The following is a 16,128-nucleotide window of genomic DNA, read 5'->3' as shown; positions in this document are numbered from 1 at the left end:
ATCTGGATATCGAAAGGCCCCGGTTCGCCGGGGCCTTTTTGCTTAAGAGCCACACTTCAGTGGCCGTCATGCCTTCAGGAGGCGTCGCATGCTCTACACCCCTCCCCCGATCGATCCCAAGGCGCCGCCGGTGCGCATCAATCTGCTCTCGGACACGCAGACCAAGCCGACGGCTGCGATGCGCGAGGCGATGGCGCGGGCGGAGGTCGGCGACGAGCAGGTCGGCGACGATCCGACCGTGAATGCGCTGTGCGAGCGCGTCGCCGCGCTGCTCGGCAAGGAAGCCGCGGTCTACATGCCATCAGGCACGATGTGCAACGTCACCGCGACGCTGGTGCATTGCCGCCCCGGCGATGAGATTCTGGCGCATGAGACCGCCCACATCATCGCCCGGGAAGGCGGCGCGCATGCCGCGATCGGCGGCTTCCAGGTGACGCAGCTCAAAGGCGCCGACGGGCAGTTCACGCCGGAGACGCTCCGAAAGGCCCTGCACCCGCGCACCCGCTACCAGCCCCCGCAGACGGTCGTGAGCGTCGAGCAGACCGCCAATATCGGCGGCGGCACGATCTGGAAGAAGACCGCGCTCGACGAGATCGTCGCGATCGCCAAGCAGCACGGGCTCATCACGCACATGGACGGCGCGCGCCTGCTCAACGCCACAGTGGCGAGCGGCATCTCGCCGCGCGACATGACCGCGGGCTGGGATTCGGCCTGGATCGATTTCTCCAAGGGCCTTGGCGCGCCGATCGGCGGCGTGCTCGCGGGCACCCGCGCCTTCATCGACGCGGTCTGGCAGTGGAAGCAGCGCCTCGGCGGCTCGATGCGGCAGGCCGGCGTCTGTGCGGCCGCCTGCATCTACGCGCTCGACCATCACGTCGATCGCCTTGCCGACGACCACGCCAATGCGCGCGCGCTGGCCCGCGGGCTGTCGCAAATCGCGGGCGTCGAGGTGCAGGAGCCCGAGACCAATCTCGTGTTCTTCAAGCCCGACGGCGCCGGCATCGCCGGCGACAAGATGGTCGCAGCACTCCGTCAGCGCGGCGTGACGCTTGCGATGATGGACGGCCGTATCCGCGCCTGCACCCATCTCGACGTCAATGCGGCCCAGGTCGAGGAAACGATCGGGTACGTCCGCGAGATCGTGCGCGGGGCGTAATCAGAACGTTTTCAAGCGAAGTGGATACCGGTTCGCGCAAGGAAAACGCGTCAAAAGAGAATCTACCGCCCCATCGCCTGATAGATCAGCGTCTTCAGCGACAATTGAATCCGGCCGCGCTGCGTCGGGGTCTGCACCATGAAGATCCCGAACAGATCGTCTTCGGGATCGATGAAGAAGAAGGTGCCACCGACGCCGTCCCAGCGATATTCGCCAAGCGGCCACGATGTGCCTGATGGCACCGAGGTGCGCACGGCGAAGCCGAGGCCGAAGCCGGAGCTTCCGCCCGGATAGTAGTTCTGATCGCGCGCGATCTTCGTCTCGGGACCGATATGATCCGACGCCATCAGGGCGATGGTCTCGGGCTTGAGATAGCGCCGGCCGTCATAGGTGCCGCCATTGAGCAGCATCTGCGCGAAGCGGGCGTAGTCACCGACCGTACCGACAAGGCCGCCGCCGCCCGACTCCCACCTCAGCGGTTTCCTGGGATCGCGGACCTGCGTCATCGGGCTAATCGCGCGATCCTGCGGCATCGGCTCGGCGATGCGCGGCCACTTGGCAGGATCGGCGACATAGTATGCGGTGTCCGTCATCCCGAGCGGATCGAGCAGCCGCTCCTTCTCGAACGCGAACAGCGATTTCCCCGATATGACCTCGACGATGCGGCCGAGCACGTCCGTGGAGTGGCCATAGTCCCAGTTCGTGCCGGGCTGTTCGGCGAGCGGAAGCGTGGTGATCTTCGCGACGAGTTCGGCGTTGGTCAAAGCCTTGTTGTCGAACAGACCGGCGTCGGCATAGAGCTTGTTCACCAAGCCCCCGCCATAGTAACCGTAGGGCAGTCCGGCAGTGTGGCGCATCAAATCCTTGATCGTCACGGCGCGACTGAGCGGCTCCAGCACCAGCGCAACCTTGCCGTCCTCGGCCTTCGTCTCGACACCGACCTTCATCTCGGCAAACGCCGGAATGTACTTTGCAACGGGATCGTCGAGCGCGAGCTTGCCCTCCTCGACCAGCATCATCGCCATGACGGACGTGATCGGCTTCGACATCGAATAGAGCCGGAAGATCGTGTCCGCGCTCATCGATATCTCGGTTGCGACATCGCGGACGCCGAAATTCTCGTAATAGACCGGCTTGCCGTGCTGCTGGAGCAGCAGGATCGCGCCCGGAAACTTGCCCGTCGCGACCTCGTTCCGGATGAAGTCGGAGACCTTTGCCAGGCCTTCGGGAGAGAAGTTGTGCGCCGCGCGCCGCTCGGAGCCCGCTCTCGCACCGACTGCGCCGAACAGAAGAACGAGCGCCGCGATCAGCGCGCGACGCCCGCGCATGTCACTTCTCCATGGCTTCATAGACCAACTGCTTCAATGTCCGCTGCACGCGCTGGCGCTCGGTCGGGGTCTGCTCCAGCAGGACGAAGAACATGTCCTGCTTGGGGTCGATCACGAAATAGCAGCCGGAGGCGCCGTCCCACTTCAATTCACCGAGATCGCCGGGCGGCGGCGGCTTGGCGTTGCCGGGATCGGTGCGGACCGCAAGGCCGAGGCCGAAGCCAAAACCGTCGCCGGGGAAGTAGAAATAATCGCGACCGACGCCGGAGTTCGGGCCGACCTGATCGGTCACCATCAGCTTGAACGTCTCGGGCTTCAGTATCGTCTTGCCATCGAGACTGCCGCCGTTGAGTAGCATCTGCGCAAAGCGCGCATAGTCGGCCATGGTCGTAACCATGCCGCCGCTGGCGAATTGGATCTTCTTGACGACGGTCGGATCGTTGATCCGGCCAACCCGGAAATCGCTGTCGTTCGGCACCGGCTGCGCCAGCAGCTTCTGCTTCTCGGGGGCAGTGACGAAGAAGCCGGTGTCGACCATGCCGAGCGGCCCCAGCAGCTTCTCCCGTTCGATGTCGAGCAGCGGCTTGCCGGCCGCAACTTCCATCACGCGCGCCAGAATGTCGGTGGAATGGCCGTATTGCCACAGCGCGCCCGGCTGGTTGTGCAGCGGCAGCTTTGCGATGCGCTCGGCGAACTCGGCGAGGTCGAAATCGCCGGCATAGATATTGGCATCGCGATAGGCTTTGCGAACCAGGCTGTCGCCATAGAAGCCGTAGGTGACGCCAGAGGTGTGCGTCATCAAATCGTGCACCGTCATCGGCCGGTTCAACGGCACCAGTTCGAGCGACTTGGTGCCGTCGTCGGCCTTCTTCTCGACGCCGACCTTCAGATTGGCAAAGGACGGAATGTATTTCGAGACGGGATCGTCGAGCTTGATCGTGCCGTCCTCGATCAACTGCACCGCGACGACGGAGGTGATCGCCTTGCTCATCGAGAACAGGCGGAAAATGGTCTTATCCGTGATCGGCGCCTTGCTCACCACGTCCTGCACGCCGAAGGCTTCGTGGTAGACCGGCTTGCCGTGCTGCTGGATCAGCACGGTTGCGCCGGCGATCTTGCCGGTCGCGACCTCGTTCTTGAAGAACTCGCCGACCTTGGCGAGCTTGTCCTGATTGAAATGCGCGCCGGCCGGGATCTCGTAGGTGCCCTCCGCCCGCGCGAGCGTGATCGCCCCGAGCGATACCAGCGTGCCGCAGACGAACGAGCGCAGTCCAGAATGTGAAATCATATCCCCTCCCCGGAACATGGCGGGCGGAGTGTACTGACGGCGTTATCAGGCACAAGGGCCGCCGTACCGCGCCAGAACGTCCGTGTGGAGCGCGGCACTTGTCTCCGAGAAACAACAGAATATGACGTGGGTGACCAGCGGCGCAGCCGGCAGGGCTTCGATGGTCGTGTGGACCGCAATCTTCGCGGCCTGATCGGCCGGAAAGCGATATACCCCGGTCGAGATCGCGGAGAAGGCTAGAGAGTTCAGTCTATTGGCCTGGGAGAGCTCGAGCGCACGGCGATAACAGGAGCGCAACAAATCCGCCTCGCCGCGACCGCCGTCGTGCCAGACGGGACCGACTGCGTGAATCACATGTCGCGCGGGCAGACGGTAGCCCTTCGTGATCTTGGCATCGCCGGTCGGACATCCCCCGAGCATCCGGCACTCGGCCAGAAGCTTGGGACCGGCAGCGTCGTGGATTGCGCCATCAACGCCGCCTCCGCCCAGAAGAGACGAATTTGCGGCGTTGACGATGGCGTCAACGCCGAGTGTCGTGATGTCAGCTACGATAACCTCAAGCTCGACGCCGCCGATGCGGCGCGTCAGCTGGGCCACGTGTCAGGCCGCGACAGCGACGCCCTTCTCGGAGAAGAGCTGCTGCAGTTCGCCGGCCTGGAACATCTCGCGGACGATGTCGCATCCGCCGACGAACTCGCCCTTCACATAGAGCTGCGGAATGGTCGGCCAGTTCGAATATTCCTTGATGCCGTTACGCAGTTCGGCGGATTCGAGGACGTTGAGGCCCTTATAACCAACGCCGATGTGGTCGAGGATCTGGACGACCTGGCCGGAGAAACCGCACTGCGGAAACTGCGGCGTCCCCTTCATGAACAGAACCACGTCGTTCGACTTCACTTCGTTGGCGATGAATTCCTCGATGCTCATATCCATGTCCTTCCGGGGCGGAGCCCTCAACGATTCCCTCGGGCCGGCCCAGCCGAGTTAACCCGATACCTGCCTATATATGTAGCCCAAACCGTTGTGCATCCAAAGTAAAATGGCGGCGAACACCCCCTGGGCGGCCGGTCCAGCCCACGCCGGCCCCATTGCATGATGCCACGAATATCATCGCCGGGGAGGACTTTCATACCGTAACGGAGCCCTTATCTAGGACGAACCTCGGTTTTGGAACCGGGCAACGCCAACAACGTTCTCTTGTCCTGTCTGGAGAAAAACGTGACGAAACAAGCCTCCGCTACGGCCACCCCTCCGCTTTCGTCACCGTCGGCCGACCCGCGCGGCCTCGCCCAGGGGCTCGAAGAGGCGTTTCTCGCCGTCCGCAACGAGACCGAGCGCCGGGCCGCGCCGCTGTCGCCGGAAGACCAGCAGATTCAATCCATGCCGGATGCGAGCCCCACGAAATGGCATCGGGCCCATACCACTTGGTTCTGGGAGCAATTCCTGCTCGGCGAGCACTGTCCCGGCTACCCGCCCTTCCACCCTGACTTCGCCTTCCTGTTCAATTCCTATTACGTCAGCGCCGGCCCGCGTCATTCCAGGAATCGCCGCGGCGACATCACCCGTCCCAGCGCCGATCAGGTTGGCGCCTATCGCAGCTATGTCGATGCGGCCGTCGTCAAATTCTTCCGCGAGGCCGGCGCGGACAAGCTCCGCGAGATCGCACCGCTGGTCGAAGTCGGGCTCAATCACGAGCAGCAGCATCAGGAATTGATGTTCACCGACATCCTGCATGCGTTTGCGCAGAACCCGATCCCGCCGGCTTACGACCCGGATTGGCGTTTTCCGGCCTCGACGCGCGCAGGCGACGACTGGCTGACGCTGAACGAGGGCATCCATACCGTCGGCCATGTCGACGACAGCTTCCATTTCGACAACGAGAAGCCGGCGCATCGCGCCCTTGTCGGCCCGGTCAGGATTGCGCGCGATCTCGTCACCAATGGCGAATGGCTCGCCTTCATGCGCGACGGCGGCTACCGGACCGCAACACTGTGGCTGATGGACGGCTTTGCCACCGTCAACAACGAGGGCTGGGACGCTCCCGGCCATTGGCGCGAGATCGACGGCCAGTGGCACGTGATGACATTGGCCGGCCTCAAGCCGGTCGATCCCGACGCGGCGGTCTGCCATGTCAGCTATTACGAAGCCGATGCCTTTGCACGCTGGGCCGGAAAGCACCTCCCGACCGAGATGGAATGGGAGGTCGCCGCGCGCGCCGGCCAGCTCAACGATGCCTTCGGCATCGTCTGGCAATGGACGCGATCGTCCTACTCACCCTACCCCGGCTACCGCGCCATCGAAGGCGCGCTCGGGGAGTACAACGGCAAGTTCATGATCAACCAGCTGGTGCTGCGCGGCTCCTCGCTTGCAACTCCTGAGGGCCACAGCCGTATTACCTATCGCAACTTTTTCTATCCTCACCATCGCTGGCAGTTCACGGGACTGCGGCTCGCCGACTACGCCTAAAAAATATCCGACGACAACCGCGCGCCGGACAGCGCGTTCAGGAGAGTATCATGAATGTGCACGCCAGCGCTTTGGCCGAAGCCCATCTCCCCGACGAACAGACGACCGCTTTCGCCCGCGAGGCCATCGGAGACCTGTCGCAGCAGCCGAAAAAGCTGTCGCCGAAATATTTCTACGATGCGGCCGGATCCGAACTGTTCGAGGCGATCACGCGCCTGCCGGAATATTACCCGACGCGCACCGAGCTTGCGATCCTGGAGGAGCGTGGCAGCGAGATCGCGAAGATCATCCCGGAGCATGCGGCGCTGGTCGAGTTCGGTGCGGGCGCGACCACCAAAGTCCGCCTGCTGCTCAACCAATGCAAGTTTGCAGCCTATGTGCCCGTCGACATCTCCGGGGACTTCCTGAAGGCCCAGGCCAACGGCCTGAAGCGGGATTTCCCCTCGCTCGGCATCTATCCGGTGGCGGCCGACTTCACCACGCCGTTCGAGTTGCCCAGGGCAGTCGCATCGATGCCCAAGGTCGGCTTTTTCCCCGGCTCGACCATCGGAAATTTCGAACCGCATGAGGCGCAGGCCTTCCTGAAGAGCGCCCGCAAGATCCTGGGCAAGGGCGCGCAGATGATCATCGGCGCCGACCTCGAGAAGGAAGAGCGCGTCCTCCACGACGCCTACAACGATGCCGCCGGCGTCACCGCCCGCTTCAACCTCAATGTGCTCGTGCGCATCAACCGCGAGCTCGGCGGCAATTTCGACCTGTCCGCCTTCACCCATCGCGCGATCTATAACCGCGAGCGGCACCGTATCGAGATGCACCTCATCAGCAAGAAGAGCCAGACCGTGCGCCTGCTCGGCACCAGCTTCTCGTTCCGCCCCGGCGAGAGCATCCACACCGAGAACAGCTATAAATACAGTCTCGAGCGTTTTGCTGCGCTGGCGCAGGGTGCGGGCTGGCAGGTGCGCGAAAGCTGGACCGACGCGGCGAAGATGTTTTCGGTCCACGCGCTGGAGGCGGCGGAATAAGCGCTACATCGCATCTGAGAGCGGCTTCCCGCGGCGCATCCTTCGAGACGCCCGCCTTAGGCGGGCTCCTCGGAAGGACGAGGTGCTTGCTCAGGCGCTACCGCCGCCCGCGCTCTGATGCTCTTCGGCCTCCCCCACCTTCGATCCCAGCGACACCGATTCCCACACCCCGACCACGATCATGATCACGCTCGTCGCGACCGACAGCCAGAGCGGCGACAGGTCGGCGGCGAACCACCACAGCACCGCGAGCGCAATGATGCCGATGCCGTGGGAGAGCTGGAGGAAGCCGCGGATCGCGAGCTTGAACAGGATGGTGCCGACCAGGAACACCAGCGGTCCGCCGATCGTGCTCACGATGGTCCTGATATCGGAATGGCCGGTCGGATGCTTCAGCACCAGTTCGTCCGAAACCGCGGTCAGGATGATGCCTGCGATGATCGGCATGTGCAGATAGGTGTAGGCGAGCCGCGCCAGCCGGCCGGATTCGGAGGACTTCGACAGCAATTCGGAGCCGGCTTCCGCGCCCTTGTGGAAATAGATCCACCACATTGCGATGGCGCCGACCAGCGCCGAGACGAAGGCGAGGATGTTGTCCGCGGTCCAGTCCAGTTCGGCAAAGGTGGCGCCGTTGACGACGACGGCTTCACCGAGTGCGATGATGATGAAGCCGGCGCAGCGCTCGGCCATGTGACCGCCTTCGACGGCCCAGGCTTCGACTGACGAGAAGCCGAGCTTGGGGACCCAGAAGCGTGCCGCAGGCGAGATGTACTCCCAGGTGACCGCCGCGATCCACAGCCACAGCCGCGTTTCTCCCTCGGACAAGCCGCCTGCGATCCACAATACCGCGGAGATCGAGAGCCAGGTCAGGATACGGATCGCATTGTGCCGCACCAGAGTCCGGTGGCGCGGGGTCGCGAACAGCCAGAAGGCGGTACGTCCGACCTGCATGGTCGCGTACGCGATCGCAAACCACAGGCCCCGTCCCTCGAACGCGGTCGGGATCGTGGTCGACAGCACGAGGCCGCCCAGCATCATCAGGAAGAGCAGGATACGGACCGGGGTCAACTCGGGATTGAGCCAGTTGGTGACCCAGGCGGTGTAGACCCACACCCACCATACCGCGAGGAACAGCACGGTGACGTGCACCGCACCGAGCGGGGTAAAATGGTGCAGCAGCGTGTGCGAGACCTGCGTGACGGCAAAGACGAAGACGAGGTCGAAGAACAGCTCGGCATTGGTGACGCGGCTGTGCTGGTTCGGCGCGATGACGCGAAACATCGCGCCGCGAGGATTGTCCGCAGCCATCGTCATCCCCCGTCACGCGATCAGATCAGGCCCCGGGCGCCCCAGGGACCCCGGTTTGCAGCGCCAGAGCATGCAGAACGCCGCCCATCTGGCCGCGCAGGGACTGATAGACGATCTGGTGCTGCTGGACGCGGGACTTGCCGCGGAAGGATTCCGAGATAACGGTCGCGGCATAATGGTCGCCGTCGCCGGCGAGGTCGCGGATCGTCACCTCGGCATCGGGGATTGCCGCCTTGATCATCGCCTCGATATCGTGGGCGTCCATGGGCATTCGGGTCGTGCTCCTTCTGGTCTCAGCGTTCGAATCTCTGCCGGGGTCCCCTCGCCGGCAGGGCGAAACTTAGCGTGAACGGCCTTCTACGTCACGCCTTCCGGCACTATATCCGTGATCCCATCCGGATAAAGGCACGACAAAGTGCCGCGCGCGGCAGATTGATCGAAAAGGCGTGAAGTCATGAAGCTTCCAGGGCCCGACCACCCCATCACCATCACCCAAAACCCCCGTCGCGTCCGTGTCACGGCCGGCGACGTCGTGATCGCCGAGACCAGCAAGGCGCTGACGCTGAAGGAGGCCAAATATCCGGCGGTACAATATGTGCCGCGGGAGGACGCCAACATGGCGCTGCTCGAGCGCACCGACCGCACCACCCATTGCCCCTACAAGGGGGACGCCAGCTACTACAGCGTCAAGGCCGACGGCAAGACGCTCGACAACGCGATCTGGACCTATGAGACGCCCTTCCCCGCAATGACGGAGATTTCCGGCCATCTCGCCTTCTATCCGGACAAGGTGAAGATCGAGGAAGTGGGGTAAGCTGATCGCGCCGGGGCGATCGTAGGTCGCTTTCAGTCGGTACAAGGCTCAAGATGCCGCGCAAGGCCGCAAGACTGATTGGGGTCTCGTTGCTGGGCATGGCCGGCATCCTCATTGTGGTGGCCGTCGCCGGACTGGGTTTTCGCGCCTATCGCCAGCATCTTGCTGCCGAAACCCTCGCGATCCACTCACCGAAGGGCGTGCAGGAGGGAGGGTTCGTCGACATCGGCGGAATCAAGCAATGGATTCAAATCCGCGGCGAGGATCGGGATAACCCGGTCCTGCTGTTCGTCCACGGCGGGCCCGGGGGCTCCACCTTGGCGATCTCTTCGGGCTGGCGCCCCTGGGAAAAGCATTTCACTATCGTGCAATGGGACCAGCGCGGCGCCGGGCGGACCTATGGCGCGGCGGGAGACGCGCTCGCACCAACCATGACGCTCGAGCGGATGACACAGGACGGTGTCGAGCTCGCCGAGTACCTGCGAACCCATCTGCACAAGGACAAGATCGTGCTGGTCGGGCATTCCTGGGGCTCATTCCTGGGCATTCACATCGTCAAGCAGCGCCCCGATCTGTTTTACGCCTATGTCGGCACAGGACAGGTGGTCGGCAGGGCGACGTTCGAGAAGCAATTCGAGATCACGATCGCGCATCTGCAAGCGTTGGCGCAGTCCGCTGGCAACAGCGAGGCCCAGGCGGAATTGGCGCCAATCGTCGCGCGGCCTCTGATCAATCCACAAAATCGACTGGTTGCGGACAAGTGGAGCAAAGCGCTGGGGCTACCCTCCATCGAGAGCGTCCAGTTGGCGGGTCCCATCCCGCCCCCGTTCATGCCGGATTTCTCGCTGCTGGACTGGTACAACTGGCGCAAAGGCATGGCCTTCTCCGCAAAATATCTGCGCGGACGAGAGGGCCCCATGTTCAAGAGCGACGTCGCTTCACTGGGACTCGCGTTTCCGATTCCGGTGATCTTCATCGAGGGCGATACGGACTACAACACACCGGCCGGGCCGGCCGAACAACTCTTCAATCAGATCACGGCCCCGCATAAGGAATTTGTCTGGGTGCGCGGCGGGAGCCATTTCATTCCATTCGAGCGTCCCAACGAGTTCCTGGCGGAGTTGGTCACCCACGTGAGACCGCTCGCAGGCAATTGAGGGCCGGAGGCCCGGCTACGCCCTGAAGATCGTGAGCCCCAATACCAGCAGCACCAGGAAGATCACGACGAAGATATAGAACAGGAAGCGGGCGACATCGGCCGAGGCGGCCGAGAGGCCGGTGAAGCCGAGCACACCGGCCACGATCGAGACCAAGAGGAAGATCAGCGCCCATTTCAGGATCGTCATAGCCAACTCCGACTTGGATGCCGCATGCTTTGCGGCCCTCAACCCATTCGGGAACGCTAACTTCGCTGCACGGAACTGGTTCCTGAGGGCGTTGCCGGGCAAGGCGCGGCACAAACTGGGCTTGCTGAATCCGGTTCCCGGCGGCACAGTCCGCCGGGCAGGAGCGCAATCGGGGCAACCATGATGACGATGTCACATTCCGCGACGATCGGCGTGGAGGCGCACGCTGCGCCAAAGGCCAAGGCGCGCAATCTGGCGATTGATCGCGCCCGCACCTTCCTGACTCTGGTGGTGCTGCTGCATCACGCGGTGATCCCCTACACTTATTTCGGTCATACCGATCCGAAGTACTTCTTCGGCTTCGACATGATCGTGCTGGCCACCGACAGCTTCTTCATGGCGATGTTCTTCTTCCTGTCGGGACTGTTCGCCTGGTCTGGTATCGCCCGGAAGGGAGCGCTGAACTATTTGCAGGATCGCCTGCTTCGGCTCGCGCTGCCATTCGTGATCTGCGCCTTCACGGTCATTCCGCTCGCCTATTACGCCATCTCACTGCGGCACCATCCCGAGATCGGCTTTTCGGAGTACTATTGGAATATGATCACGAAGGGCCCGTGGCCGAGCGGGCCAATTTGGTTCCTTTGGGTCTTGTTCGCCTTCGATCTGGTTGCCTGCCTGCTGCACCGGCTGTCGCCGAATCTGCTCGATCCGATCAATCGCCTCTCGCTGCACGGTCGCCGTCGGCCCGCCGTGTTCTTCGCGGTCATGCTTGCCGTCACCGCAGCGTTCTACATTCCCGGGCGGGTTCACTTCGGATCAAGCAGCTGGTTCGAGTTCGGGCCGTTCTCGGTCCAGCACGGGCGCGTGATGCTCTACGCGACCTACTTCTTTTTCGGTGCCGGCATCGGCGTTGCGCAAATGGATCGCGGGCTGCTCGCCGCAGACGGCCGTATGGCAAAGGTCAGCTGGGACTGGATGGTGCTGACGATCGTTCCGTATTGCCTCTTGTGGGTACTGATCTTCATCAAGCGCGAAATACTGGGCAACCCGTCGCCGTTGCCGGACTGGTATGAAGCGCTCTATGCCATCTGCTTCACTGTCTTCAGCGTGGCCATCATGTTTCTGATCCTGGCGTTTTTCCAGAGGTTCAGGCAATCAGGCTCAGCCAAGCTGCTCGATCCAATGCAGAGCGACGCGTACGGCATGTTCCTGGTGCACTATCCGATCGCACTGTGGCTGCAATATTGGCTGTTCGACTATGACCTGCCGGCGATCGTCAAGGCCACGATCGGGTTTGTACTGACAGTCGCGTTCAGTTGGGCGCTAACGCGCGCCTTGCGCCAGATCCCCGGGGCAACGAAGGTGCTGTGACCCGGTAGCCCCGAACGAAGCGGGCTCGCGGAAGATTCCGCGAGCGTCGCATGTGGCGGCTCAGGCCGCCTTCCCGCCCATATATTCCGGCAGCCAGCGCTCGAACGACTTCCGCAGCGTGTCGATCGCAACCGGCGCCTCGCCCGCGATCGCGATCGCATCACCACCGGTGGTGCCGATCCGCACGCAGGGCACTTCGCAGCCGCGCATCTTCGCGAGCACGCGGCCGGCTTCCGCTTCCGGCACTGTGACGAGATAGCGCGCCTGGTCCTCGCCGAACCAATAGGCCTGCGGCACGAGCGCCGCCGGCGCTGCCAGCAGCTTCGCACCGATGCCGCTCGCCATTGCCATTTCGGCGAGCGCGATCAGCAGGCCACCATCCGACAGGTCGTGCACCGCGGTCGCGGTGCCCGCATGGATCATGCCGCGCACGCAGTCGCCGTTGCGCTTTTCGGCCGCGAGATCGACCGGCGGCGGCGCGCCCTCCTCGCGACCACAGATGTCGCGCAGGTAGACCGACTGGCCGAGCCAGCCGTGGGTTTCGCCGACCAGGAGGATCGCCTCGCCCTCGGCCTTGAAGGCCAGCGAAGCGGACTTGGTGAAATCGTCGAGCAGGCCAACGCCGCCGATCGAAGGCGTCGGCAGGATCGCGCGGCCGTTGGTCTCGTTGTAGAGCGAGACGTTGCCGGACACGACCGGGAAGTCGAGCGTGCGGCAGGCTTCCGAGATCCCCTTCAGGCAGCCGACAAACTGGCCCATGATCTCGGGCCGTTCAGGATTGCCGAAATTGAGATTGTCGGTGATCGCGAGCGGCTTGCCGCCGACCGCGGTGATGTTGCGCCAGGCTTCCGCCACCGCCTGCTTGCCGCCCTCGAACGGGTCGGCCTCGCAATAGCGCGGCGTGACGTCCACGGTCAGCGCCAGCCCCTTCGGCCCGTCCTGCACGCGCACGACGGCGGCGTCGCCGCCGGGGCGCTGCAAGGTGTTGCCGAGGATGACGTGGTCGTACTGCTCCCAGACCCAGCGCTTGCTGCACATGTCGGGCGTGCCGATCAGCTTTTCCAGCGCAGCACCGACAGCCATCGGCGCCGGCACCTCGCGCGCGTGCACGACCGGCAGCGCGGCAGAGGGACTATGCGGGCGGTCATAGAGCGGCGCCTCGTCGCCGAGCTCCTTGATCGGCAGATCGGCCATCACGTCGCCGCCATGCTTGACCACGAAGCGCTTGCTCGGCGTAGTGTAGCCGACCACGGCGAAGTCGAGGCCCCACTTCCTGAAGATCGCCTCGGCTTCCTTCTCCTTCTCGGGCTTGAGCACCATGAGCATGCGCTCCTGGCTCTCCGAGAGCATCATCTCGTAGGCGCTCATGCCGGTCTCGCGGGTCGGCACCGCGTCGAGATCGAGATCGACGCCGAGGTCGCCCTTGGCGCCCATCTCGACCGCCGAGCAGGTCAGGCCCGCCGCGCCCATGTCCTGGATCGCGATGACGCAGCCCTTCTCCATGATCTCGAGGCAGGCCTCGAGCAGCAGCTTTTCGGCGAAGGGATCGCCGACCTGCACGGTCGGACGCTTCTCCTCGGACTTGTCGTCGAACTCGGCCGAGGCCATCGAGGCGCCGTGAATGCCATCGCGGCCGGTCTTGGAGCCCAGATAGACGATCGGCATGTTCACGCCGGAGGCGGCCGCATAGAAGATCTTGTCGGCGTCGGCGAGGCCCACCGCCATCGCGTTGACGAGGATGTTGCCGTCATAGCGGGTGTGGAAGCGCACCTGGCCGCCCACCGTCGGCACACCGAAGGAATTGCCGTAGCCGCCGACACCGGCCACGACGCCGGAGACGAGATGCCGGGTCCTGGCGTGCTCGGGCGCGCCGAAGCTCAGCGCATTGAGGCAGGCGATCGGACGCGCACCCATCGTGAAGACGTCGCGCAAGATGCCGCCGACGCCGGTGGTCGCGCCCTGGTAGGGCTCGATGTAGCTCGGGTGGTTGTGGCTTTCCATCTTGAAGACCACGGCCTGGCCATCGCCGATGTCGATCACGCCGGCGTTCTCGCCGGGGCCCTGGATCACCCAGGGCGCCTTGGTCGGCAGGCCTCGCAGATGGATGCGCGAGGATTTGTACGAGCAGTGCTCGTTCCACATCGCCGAGAAGATACCGAGCTCGGTGAAGGTCGGCTCCCGCCCGATCAGTTTCAGGATGCGCTCATACTCGTCGGGCTTGAGCCCGTGGGCGGCAACCAGTTCGGGGGTGATCTTGGGTTCGTTCTTCATGGATTCGGGGCTTTCGGCGGCGTTTTGCCGTTCTTAGGAAGATCGGGGGCCTACGAAAAGCCCTTTATGGCGCATTTTCCCGCTGTCCCACGTTTTGCGGGCAGGCGGTCGGCGGGAACGGGAATTGCAAGGCGCTGACGGATCGGATTTAAGGACTAAAGACCCGTAATTGAAGGCCCATTTCCTTGCACGAATTGACCAAAGTCCCCTCCACCCGCCGCCCGGACCTGCACGTCGCCACCGATGGCGAGTTCACGGGCTGGCGGACCTGGATTCGCGACAGTTTTGAGAGCCATATCGGCCCGTTCTGGCACAAGATCGAGGACGACGGCAGCGTCCGCTCGGCCTTCCGGGTCGAGAAGAAGCACCTCAACGGCTCCGGAAACGTCCATGGCGGCTGCTTCATGGCGTTCGCCGACTATTGCCTGTTCGCGATCGCCACCCACGAGCTGGATGGTCCGGCCGTGACGACGAATTTCGCCTGCGATTTCCTCGACGCGGCCCGCGAGGGCGAGTTGGTCGAATGCGTCGGCGAAGTGTCCCGCGCGGGAGGCTCGCTGATCTTCCTGCGGGGCAAGCTGACCTCGGCCGGGCGGCCGCTATTTACCTTCTCGGGGACGATCAAGCGGGTGAAGCGGAAGCCGGCACTCCAGCCAAACGCATAGCTCAACGCCTTCCCTTTTTGCGTTCCCTCGCCCAGACTTGCAGCAAGCGCTTTGGCGCGGGGGAGCAGGAACAAGGTGCCGCAGAGCACATCGTCGGGCCGCACGGCGGCCGCCGCATCATCGTCGCCATCCATCATCGCCACCGGTGCGCGCAACTGGCGCGACTACGCGCTGCTGTTCGCGCTCGCCTGCTGCTGGAGCTCGACCTATCCGCTGGCGAAGCTCGCGCTTCCCACGATCCCGCCGATCACCTTCATCTCGGCGCGCTCGCTGATCGCGTTCGCCTTCCTGTTCGCGATCCTGTGGATGCGCGGCGTCAAGCTGCCGACCGACGTGAAGGCCTGGAAGCTGTTTGCGACCCAGCAGCTGATCAACTCGACCTTTCCGTTCCTGATCATCACCTGGTCGCAGCAATATGTCCCGGCCTCGAACACGGTGGTGCTGGCCTCGACGACGCCGATCTTCGCCTTCCTGATCACTTCGCTGATCACGCGGCATGAGCCCGCGACGCTGTTGAAGCTGGCGGGCGCAATTCTCGGCCTCGCCGGCACCATCGCCATCGTCGGGCTGGACGCGCTGCGCGGCTTCGGCAGCGAGATCGTGGCGGAGATCGCAATCCTGCTCGCCACCATCTCCTTCGCCTGCGCGACGATCTTCGGCCTGCGGCTCTCCGAGTACGATCCGATGGTGGTGGCGACCGGCTCGCTGCTGTTCGGCGGCCTCGTGCTGCTGCCGCCCTCGCTGATCATAGACCAGCCCTGGACGCTGCATCCGACGCCGACGGCGATCGTGGCCACCATCGTCATGGGCATCGTCTCCAGCGCGCTGGGGCTGATGCTGTTCTACGTCTGCCTCGGCCGGCTCGGCACGCTGACAACGAACGCGCAAGGCTATTTGCGCATTCCGATCGGCGTCGGTCTCTCCGTGCTGCTGCTCGGCGAGAGCGTGCCGTCGAACCTCGCGCTGGGGCTATTGCTCGTCATGGCCGGCGTTGCGGCCATGACGGTGCCGGCGGAACGGCTGAAGTGGCGATAAGCGGAGGCTATTGCTTGGCGATCGTCCGCCAGCAATCCCGGTTGCCTCCGCTTAATTG

At 63.9% G+C, this 16,128-nt stretch carries 16 protein-coding genes; 8 read left to right on the top strand and 8 right to left on the bottom strand.

What is annotated here, in order from left to right; all coding sequences use genetic code 11:
• Positions 1-88 precede the first annotated feature (88 nt).
• The gene (locus tag JQ627_RS27595) at positions 89-1,156 is read left to right on the top strand and encodes a low specificity L-threonine aldolase (RefSeq protein WP_212487365.1); all 1,068 of its coding nucleotides are present in this window, start codon (positions 89-91) and stop codon (positions 1,154-1,156) included.
• A 62-nt stretch (positions 1,157-1,218) separates the two neighbouring features.
• Here the strand turns inward: JQ627_RS27595 and JQ627_RS27590 are convergent, their stop codons facing one another.
• From JQ627_RS27590 to grxD, 4 genes are read right to left on the bottom strand one after another with little or no spacing between them, the layout of a single operon-like run.
• Positions 1,219-2,484, bottom strand: a complete 1,266-nt coding sequence (locus tag JQ627_RS27590; RefSeq protein WP_212487363.1) for a serine hydrolase — start codon at positions 2,482-2,484, stop codon at positions 1,219-1,221.
• A 1-nt stretch (position 2,485) separates the two neighbouring features.
• On the bottom strand, positions 2,486-3,772 hold the full coding sequence (locus JQ627_RS27585) for a serine hydrolase (RefSeq protein ID WP_212487361.1): 1,287 nt from the start codon (positions 3,770-3,772) through the stop codon (positions 2,486-2,488).
• A gap of 45 nt (positions 3,773-3,817) precedes the next feature.
• Complete coding sequence (locus JQ627_RS27580; RefSeq protein WP_212487359.1) at positions 3,818-4,369, bottom strand: O-acetyl-ADP-ribose deacetylase; 552 nt, start codon at positions 4,367-4,369, stop codon at positions 3,818-3,820.
• A gap of 3 nt (positions 4,370-4,372) precedes the next feature.
• Positions 4,373-4,699 carry a Grx4 family monothiol glutaredoxin gene (gene grxD / locus JQ627_RS27575; protein ID WP_014494143.1) on the bottom strand — a complete coding sequence of 109 codons (327 nt, stop codon included), beginning with the start codon at positions 4,697-4,699 and terminating at the stop codon, positions 4,373-4,375.
• A 240-nt stretch (positions 4,700-4,939) separates the two neighbouring features.
• Here grxD and egtB point away from each other — a divergent pair, with 240 nt between their 5' ends.
• Both egtB and egtD read left to right on the top strand, forming a co-directional pair.
• On the top strand, positions 4,940-6,238 hold the full coding sequence (gene egtB, locus JQ627_RS27570; RefSeq protein WP_212487357.1) for an ergothioneine biosynthesis protein EgtB: 1,299 nt from the start codon (positions 4,940-4,942) through the stop codon (positions 6,236-6,238).
• Between the two features lie 50 nt (positions 6,239-6,288).
• Positions 6,289-7,260: an L-histidine N(alpha)-methyltransferase gene (egtD, locus tag JQ627_RS27565; protein WP_212487355.1), complete on the top strand. Its 972-nt coding sequence runs from the start codon at positions 6,289-6,291 to the stop codon at positions 7,258-7,260.
• Positions 7,261-7,350: 90 nt separating this feature from the next.
• Here the strand turns inward: egtD and JQ627_RS27560 are convergent, their stop codons facing one another.
• Entirely contained in the window at positions 7,351-8,568 is a 1,218-nt protein-coding gene (locus JQ627_RS27560) for a low temperature requirement protein A (protein ID WP_212487353.1), read from the bottom strand.
• A gap of 25 nt (positions 8,569-8,593) precedes the next feature.
• Positions 8,594-8,839: a BolA family protein gene (locus tag JQ627_RS27555; RefSeq protein ID WP_212487351.1), complete on the bottom strand. Its 246-nt coding sequence runs from the start codon at positions 8,837-8,839 to the stop codon at positions 8,594-8,596.
• A 183-nt stretch (positions 8,840-9,022) separates the two neighbouring features.
• On the opposite strand from JQ627_RS27555, the gene JQ627_RS27550 reads away from it, so the two are divergent.
• Together JQ627_RS27550 and JQ627_RS27545 are read left to right on the top strand one after the other, a co-directional pair.
• The gene (locus JQ627_RS27550) at positions 9,023-9,382 is read left to right on the top strand and encodes a DUF427 domain-containing protein (RefSeq protein ID WP_212487349.1); all 360 of its coding nucleotides are present in this window, start codon (positions 9,023-9,025) and stop codon (positions 9,380-9,382) included.
• Between the two features lie 53 nt (positions 9,383-9,435).
• Complete coding sequence (locus JQ627_RS27545; RefSeq protein ID WP_249143420.1) at positions 9,436-10,539, top strand: alpha/beta fold hydrolase; 1,104 nt, start codon at positions 9,436-9,438, stop codon at positions 10,537-10,539.
• A gap of 15 nt (positions 10,540-10,554) precedes the next feature.
• Here the strand turns inward: JQ627_RS27545 and JQ627_RS27540 are convergent, their stop codons facing one another.
• On the bottom strand, positions 10,555-10,728 hold the full coding sequence (locus JQ627_RS27540; protein ID WP_212487347.1) for a DUF1328 domain-containing protein: 174 nt from the start codon (positions 10,726-10,728) through the stop codon (positions 10,555-10,557).
• A 180-nt stretch (positions 10,729-10,908) separates the two neighbouring features.
• Here JQ627_RS27540 and JQ627_RS27535 point away from each other — a divergent pair, with 180 nt between their 5' ends.
• Positions 10,909-12,099 carry an acyltransferase gene (locus tag JQ627_RS27535; RefSeq protein WP_212487345.1) on the top strand — a complete coding sequence of 397 codons (1,191 nt, stop codon included), beginning with the start codon at positions 10,909-10,911 and terminating at the stop codon, positions 12,097-12,099.
• 60 nt (positions 12,100-12,159) lie between these two features.
• On the opposite strand, the gene purL is transcribed toward JQ627_RS27535, so the two are convergent.
• Positions 12,160-14,370 (bottom strand): phosphoribosylformylglycinamidine synthase subunit PurL, encoded by a 2,211-nt coding sequence (purL, locus tag JQ627_RS27530; RefSeq protein ID WP_212487343.1) that lies wholly within the window; start codon positions 14,368-14,370, stop codon positions 12,160-12,162.
• Between the two features lie 185 nt (positions 14,371-14,555).
• Here purL and JQ627_RS27525 point away from each other — a divergent pair, with 185 nt between their 5' ends.
• Together JQ627_RS27525 and JQ627_RS27520 are read left to right on the top strand one after the other, a co-directional pair.
• Complete coding sequence (locus tag JQ627_RS27525) at positions 14,556-15,035, top strand: PaaI family thioesterase (protein ID WP_028147494.1); 480 nt, start codon at positions 14,556-14,558, stop codon at positions 15,033-15,035.
• A 75-nt stretch (positions 15,036-15,110) separates the two neighbouring features.
• Complete coding sequence (locus JQ627_RS27520; RefSeq protein WP_212487341.1) at positions 15,111-16,070, top strand: DMT family transporter; 960 nt, start codon at positions 15,111-15,113, stop codon at positions 16,068-16,070.
• Positions 16,071-16,128 lie beyond the last annotated feature (58 nt).

The organism is Bradyrhizobium liaoningense, assembly GCF_018130785.1.
GTDB classification, from domain to species: domain Bacteria; phylum Pseudomonadota; class Alphaproteobacteria; order Rhizobiales; family Xanthobacteraceae; genus Bradyrhizobium; species Bradyrhizobium liaoningense_A.
This window is presented reverse-complemented; position numbering and strand designations above follow the sequence as displayed.

Coding starts and splice junctions, on each gene's coding strand:
- grxD (WP_014494143.1), bottom strand. CDS start 4,699: ATGAGCATCGAGGAATTCATCGCCAACGAAGTGAAGTCGAACGACGTG.
- JQ627_RS27560 (WP_212487353.1), bottom strand. CDS start 8,568: ATGGCTGCGGACAATCCTCGCGGCGCGATGTTTCGCGTCATCGCGCCG.
- JQ627_RS27595 (WP_212487365.1), top strand. CDS start 89: ATGCTCTACACCCCTCCCCCGATCGATCCCAAGGCGCCGCCGGTGCGC.
- egtD (WP_212487355.1), top strand. CDS start 6,289: ATGAATGTGCACGCCAGCGCTTTGGCCGAAGCCCATCTCCCCGACGAA.
- JQ627_RS27545 (WP_249143420.1), top strand. CDS start 9,436: ATGCCGCGCAAGGCCGCAAGACTGATTGGGGTCTCGTTGCTGGGCATG.
- JQ627_RS27585 (WP_212487361.1), bottom strand. CDS start 3,772: ATGATTTCACATTCTGGACTGCGCTCGTTCGTCTGCGGCACGCTGGTA.
- JQ627_RS27590 (WP_212487363.1), bottom strand. CDS start 2,484: ATGCGCGGGCGTCGCGCGCTGATCGCGGCGCTCGTTCTTCTGTTCGGC.
- JQ627_RS27540 (WP_212487347.1), bottom strand. CDS start 10,728: ATGACGATCCTGAAATGGGCGCTGATCTTCCTCTTGGTCTCGATCGTG.
- JQ627_RS27550 (WP_212487349.1), top strand. CDS start 9,023: ATGAAGCTTCCAGGGCCCGACCACCCCATCACCATCACCCAAAACCCC.
- JQ627_RS27555 (WP_212487351.1), bottom strand. CDS start 8,839: ATGCCCATGGACGCCCACGATATCGAGGCGATGATCAAGGCGGCAATC.
- purL (WP_212487343.1), bottom strand. CDS start 14,370: ATGAAGAACGAACCCAAGATCACCCCCGAACTGGTTGCCGCCCACGGG.
- JQ627_RS27535 (WP_212487345.1), top strand. CDS start 10,909: ATGATGACGATGTCACATTCCGCGACGATCGGCGTGGAGGCGCACGCT.